General features: G+C 44.6%; 4 protein-coding genes. 2 read left to right on the forward strand and 2 right to left on the reverse strand.

The annotated features are described in order from the left end of the window. Positions 1-35: 35 nt before the first annotated feature. Entirely contained in the window at positions 36-989 is a 954-nt protein-coding gene (locus tag BM283_RS12360) for a homoserine kinase (protein WP_090693565.1), read from the forward strand. Between the two features lie 372 nt (positions 990-1,361). Beyond that, the gene (locus BM283_RS12365; RefSeq protein WP_254776351.1) at positions 1,362-2,135 is read left to right on the forward strand and encodes a BPSS1780 family membrane protein; all 774 of its coding nucleotides are present in this window, start codon (positions 1,362-1,364) and stop codon (positions 2,133-2,135) included. A 79-nt stretch (positions 2,136-2,214) separates the two neighbouring features. Here the strand turns inward: BM283_RS12365 and BM283_RS12370 are convergent, their stop codons facing one another. Both BM283_RS12370 and BM283_RS12375 read right to left on the reverse strand, forming a co-directional pair. After that, positions 2,215-4,452, reverse strand: coding sequence for a UvrD-helicase domain-containing protein (locus BM283_RS12370; RefSeq protein ID WP_090693567.1), 2,238 nt, complete (start codon positions 4,450-4,452; stop codon positions 2,215-2,217). A 92-nt stretch (positions 4,453-4,544) separates the two neighbouring features. Then, positions 4,545-5,414: a phosphoribulokinase gene (locus tag BM283_RS12375; protein ID WP_090693568.1), complete on the reverse strand. Its 870-nt coding sequence runs from the start codon at positions 5,412-5,414 to the stop codon at positions 4,545-4,547. Between the last annotated feature and the right edge of the window lie 586 nt (positions 5,415-6,000).

Raw genomic sequence — 6,000 nt, forward strand, 5'->3', positions numbered from 1 at the left:
CATCTATTTATTGACGCTTATTCTACTGCTTATTCATGTCTGTTTTTACTCCAGTTAGCAAGGAACAACTATCAATCTGGCTCCAGGATTATCCCATCGGCACACTGGTCGATCTTCAAGGTATCTCATCTGGCATTGAAAATACCAATTACCTGGTGACAACCACCCTGGGTAAATATATTCTGACGCTGTTTGAGAAATTGACTGCAGCAGAACTCCCCTTCTACCTCAATCTGATGGCTCACTTATCGCAGCGAGGGATTCCATGTCCCAGTCCCATTGCGACATGCGCACAAAAACTATTGGGTGAATTGAATGGCAAACCGGCCAGTATTGTGACGTTTTTACCGGGTAAATCGCTGAAACGTCCCACGGCCGGACAATGTGCCGAGATTGGGGAAATGCTGGCCAGAATGCACTTGTCTGGCTTGTCTTATCCCGTGAAAATGACCAATCCACGAGGTTTGGAATGGTGGAATACGGCAGCGAAAGAAGTGATGCCATTTCTTACAAAAGAGGAACAAATATTACTTAATGAAGAGTTGCAATTTCAAGTATTACATCAAACAGAGGCTCTCCCGCGGGGGGTGATTCATGCTGATCTATTTCGCGATAACGTATTATTCACTGATACATCAATCGGTGGCATTATCGATTTTTATTTTGCTTGTAATGACGCATTCTTGTACGATCTGGCTATCACTACTAATGACTGGTGTATCTCTGAAGACAGCGTATTCGACGAGAGGCACGCCCAGGCACTTTTAACAGCCTATCACCATATACGGCCCCTCATTAATGAGGAGCATAAGGCATGGCCACGCATGCTGCGTGCTGGCGCATTGCGTTTCTGGATATCACGTTTGTATGATTACCATTTACCTCGAGAAGGAGAGCTCACTCATAAGAAAGATCCCATGCATTTCAGAGAAATTCTGAAATATCATCTAGCTAATCATTCCAAATTGATGCAAATCTGGATTAACTAATCAATTAAAATAATCTATCTAGTGCTTGATCATTAACCCTGATCTCATTTCTAAATCAAGCATGGCGCGCAGGTAAAACCGACTCTTTGTCGGTTTGATTTAGCAATGAAATCATCAGAACGGAAAGGGGAATGAATGGAATGCTTTTCCCAGGCATTATGTTTTAGAGTCATTCATGTGATTCCATTTCCAAATCAAACATGGCGCGAAGGCGAACCGCAGACAGGATAACTGATACGTCAAGGGGAAGCCGACAAAGTCAGCCTTGATTTAGATATAGAATTAATTCACATCTTTCCCTACAAAAGGGAATATTTCTAACAAATTATTCTATTTTCAGATTAACTAACAAAATTTATTGGAGAAAACAAATTGATAGAAGCTCGACAGGTTCCTGGTAAACAAGGGTTGCAATGGATACTGAGTGGTTTTTATATGTTTCGCTTATCCCCGTTTGTCTGGGTATTGCTGTGTTTCACACTCATATTAATTGCTGCTACACTGGAGCTTCTTCCTGTGCTAGGGAAATTTATTTTCACGCTCCTTTCTCCCGTTTTTATGGCTGGCGTCATGGTAGGCTGCAAAAGCCTGGAACAGGGTGACCCATTAGAACTAGGTCATTTAATGGTTGGTTTCAGAAAGAATACGGTACCGCTGATTACGTTAGGAGGATTTTATCTAATAGGACAAGTTCTGATAATCGGTGTGTTCATGATGATAGGGGGAAGCGAGCTGGTCGATATGCTGCTCTATGGGAAGAGATTTGATGAGCAAGAGCTGATGGGTGTGATGGATAACATTTTATCTGCCTCAATCGCTGGATTACTGCTGACCATCCCACTCATGATGGCAATGTGGTTTGCGCCTTTATTAGTCATGTTTGAGAATATGCCCCCTTTCATTGCCATACGGAAAAGCTTTTTTGCCTGTTTGAAAAATATTATTCCCATTCAGATCTATTTGATTGTGCTCATCATACTGGGCGTGCTCGCAATTATACCTTATGGCATAGGGCTTTTTATCTATATCCCTACTGTATTTGCCTCCATCTATGTGAGTTATCAGGATATTTTCCATCCTGAATCCATGTTTAGTGACAAAGAGGCCATAGAGAAGAAAGAAGAAGATACCGAAGTTAATCAGTAAATCCGCACATGAGCCTGGTAATTCCCTTTCTACATCAAACCTAATTTTGCCGGCTCTCCTTGCCGATTTGGCAGTGGAATTACAAAGGGGTCAGTTTGGCATACTCCAGCAGGAGCCATTTGGTTCCTGCGCGATTGAATTGAACCTGAACCCGGATGTCAGAGCCTTGGCCCTGATAATTGATAATTACCCCGGTTCCAAATTTGGCATGCGACACATTCTGTCCTATGCGCCAGCGGGATGACGGTTCTGCTGAATCTGCTGCCGCTCTTTCCTGTACCGTTTCTTTTCCAGCAGGCTGCCCCCATGCATTCCTGCCAAAGGTAAAGCCTGCCTGCTCATTCACAGATCGAAAAGACTCGCTGTTAACTTTGGATTGTGGCTGCAGCCACTTCAGCAAATGATCGGGTATTTCATTAATAAATCGCGAAGCAATATTGTAATGGGTCTGACCGTGCAACATCCGGCTTTGTGAAAAGCTCAGATATAACCGTCGCCGGGCACGTGTCATGGCTACATACATCAAGCGTCGCTCTTCTTCCAATCCATTTATGTCATCACGGCTATTTCCGTGTGGAAACAGCCCTTCTTCCAGTCCGCTTAGAAATACAGTATGGAATTCCAGTCCCTTGGCTGCATGCACTGTCATAAGCTGCAAGGCGTCCTCATGATGCTCTGCCTGATGCTCACCTCCTTCGAGTGAGGCATGAGAAAGAAATGCCACCAGACTGTCATCTTCAGCTTCGTGCACAAAGCTGGTTGCTGCGTTGATTAATTCATTCAGATTTTCCAGCCGCTCTGCGCCATCCCGTTCCAGACCGTAATGGCTCAATAATCCACTGTGAGTCAGCATGTAACGGATAGTCTCAGGTAACGGCAAATTGACACAAGCACGCTGCATCGTCATGATCAGATTAATAAAACTGGGTAGCCCTTTTTTAGCCCTGCCTTCATCAGCAAGAGCGGTTGCTTCGCCCCCCCCCTTGTTAAGGGCTGCTGCCCATAAGCTCGTTTGATGCAGTTTCGTCTCATCCTGCAATTGTTCCAAAGTGCGCGCACCAATGCCACGAGGCGGAAAATTGATCACCCGTAATAACGCATGATCATCATCAGGATACGCAATCAAGCGCAAATAGGCCAGGGCATGCTTGATCTCCTGACGTTCAAAAAAGCGCATGCCGCCATAAACTCGATAAGATAATGACGCATTGAACAGACTATGCTCCAATACACGTGACTGGGCATTGGATCGATAGAGCAGAGCGATCTCGGAGAGCGCAACCCCTTCTGCATGAAGGGCTTTGATCTCATCAACGATAAAGGCAGCCTCATCAAAATCTGTCACAGCGTTATACACACGCACGGGCTCACCATGCCCTTCAGAAGTCCACAAGTTCTTGCCAAGACGCCCGCGATTATGTTCTATCAAGGCATTGGCTGCGTCCAGAATATTGCCATGGGAACGGTAATTCTGCTCCAGCTTGATAATTTTCTCTATAGCAAAATCATGTTCCAGCTCCTGCATGTTCCCAGTATGAGCCCCGCGGAATGCATAGATGCTTTGATCATCATCCCCTACCGCAAATACGACAGCAGATTTGGGTGCATCCCCGCCGGCCAGTAATTTGAGCCAGCGGTATTGCAGCCGGTTGGTATCCTGAAATTCATCTACCAGGATATGTCTGAAGCGATCACGATAATGATTACATAGAATCTCGTTACGCGTCAGTAGTTCATAACATCGTAATAAGAGTTCGGCAAAATCAACCATTCCTTCGCGCATACATAATGTTTCATATACACGGTAAAACTCGAGCATCCTGCGCGTGAAATTGTCATGCGCTTCAACTTGAGAAGCACGCAACCCTTCTTCTTTGGCATGATTGATAAACCATTGGATCTGCCGAGGCGGGAATACTTTCTCATCGACAGACAGATCCTTCAGCAATCGCTTGATGACTGCCTGCTGATCGCCTATATCGAGAATTGGAAAGGTCTGTGGCAATCCGGCATCCTGATAATGTGCACGCAGCATACGGTGACACAAACCATGAAAAGTCCCGATCCACATCCCGCGCGTATTGATAGGCAGCATCGCAGCGATACGCGCCATCATTTCTCTGGCTGCTTTATTAGTAAAGGTGACAGCAAGAATACCGTTTGGACTCACCTGCCCTGATTGGATCAGGTAGGCGATACGTGTGGTCAGCACCCGTGTTTTACCACTACCCGCGCCGGCCAATATCAAGGACGACTGATACGGTAGTGTGACAGCTTCAAGTTGTTCTGGATTCAATCCAGAAAGTAAGGAAATCATGACTCAGAAAGTAGTGCTGGTGTTCCCTGCCTGAAAATAAATGAGTAACTTATGATAACACTCATTACTCTCCTCAGGCAGGGATTGAAAAATTACTGTTTACTTTTTGCAGCTAAATCAAGAATTAATGGGGTCAGAATCAATTCAATTGCCAAGCCCATTTTGCCACCCGGCACCACTATAGTATTGGGGCGTGACATGAATGAATCATGAAGCATATTTAACAAGAAAGGAAAATCGATATGCTTGTAATCACGGAAACGGACGACCACCATACTTTCATCCAACGTCGGAATATCACGAGCAATGAAAGGATTGGAAGTATCGACTGTGGGAACCCGCTGGAAGTTGATATGTGTGCGTGAAAACTGTGGGGTAATATAGTGCACATAATCGTGCATACGACGCAGAATAGTTTGCGTGACGGCTTCGGCAGAATAGCCACGCGCACTAGTATCGCGGTGGATTTTCTGTATCCATTCAAGATTGACGATGGGCACCACGCCCACGAGTAAATCCACATATTTTGCCACATCCGCGGTATCGCTTTTGACACCTCCATGCAACCCCTCGTAAAACAAAAAATCGGTTCCTGCTGTGATGGGTTTCCAGGGAGTGAAGGTGCCAGGTTTCTGATTGTAAGGAGCCGCCTCTTCTTCATTATGAAGGTATAAACGGGTCATACCCGATCCTGTTTCACCATATTCTCTGAATAAGGTTTCTAATTTTTCAAATTCATTTGCTTCCGGGCCAAAATGGCTGATAGCACGCCCGTTGCTTTTCTCTGAATCTGCAACTGCGTTTTTCATAGCGTCCCGGTCGTAGCGGTGGAAACTATCCCCTTCCACGATAGCGACATTTAATTTTTCCCGACGAAAGATATGCTCAAAACTATTCTTAACCGTGGATGTGCCAGCACCGGATGAACCAGTCACGGCAATAACGGGATGTTTTCGCGACATTTTACTACTCTCTCCTTAAATATAAACAAAATTGCTAAATTTCCAGATGATCTCCAAGCCACAGAGCTTGTAAAAAATTGTAGCGCGTGGCTGAACAGACAGAATGCTGCACAAGAAAACGAGTGTCACAAGTTTTGACGTGACCGCATCACATATCCAACACATACCAGATAATAGGCGAAGTCAAAGTTTGAATACCACTCAACGCAGCTACCAAGACAGTTAATTAATCATGTAACTAATTTTTTTTACAAGCCCACAGGCACATTAACTTTATATGATACCTTCTTTCCGCATTAATTTGCAGGTAGTCACTTCAAAATATCTCCTGATATTTCACCAGACCGAGCCTGTACCATCATGCTGCTTTCCTCAGTTGAAGATGCCCGTTAAATCGCTCAAGAAAGCTATAGATTAAGGCAGTTTGAGAGATTTTTACTATCACCAATCAGGTGAGATTTTAATAAAATAATGTGAATTCGACATCATTCAGTCTCTTCCAATATGAAATGAGTCTGAAGTGGGTGCGTATTTCCAGCGAGAAATGAGTCTGAGCAACTAGATTCTGAATTGGTCATTATGCGAG

Origin of the sequence: Nitrosomonas sp. Nm34, from assembly GCF_900113925.1 — a bacterium.
Classification (GTDB): Bacteria; Pseudomonadota; Gammaproteobacteria; order Burkholderiales; family Nitrosomonadaceae; genus Nitrosomonas.

Bases quoted from the DNA above. Each gene is read 5' to 3' on its own strand.
- BM283_RS12360 (WP_090693565.1), top strand. From the start codon at position 36: ATGTCTGTTTTTACTCCAGTTAGCAAGGAACAACTATCAATCTGGCTC.
- BM283_RS12375 (WP_090693568.1), bottom strand. From the start codon at position 5,414: ATGTCGCGAAAACATCCCGTTATTGCCGTGACTGGTTCATCCGGTGCT.
- BM283_RS12370 (WP_090693567.1), bottom strand. From the start codon at position 4,452: ATGATTTCCTTACTTTCTGGATTGAATCCAGAACAACTTGAAGCTGTC.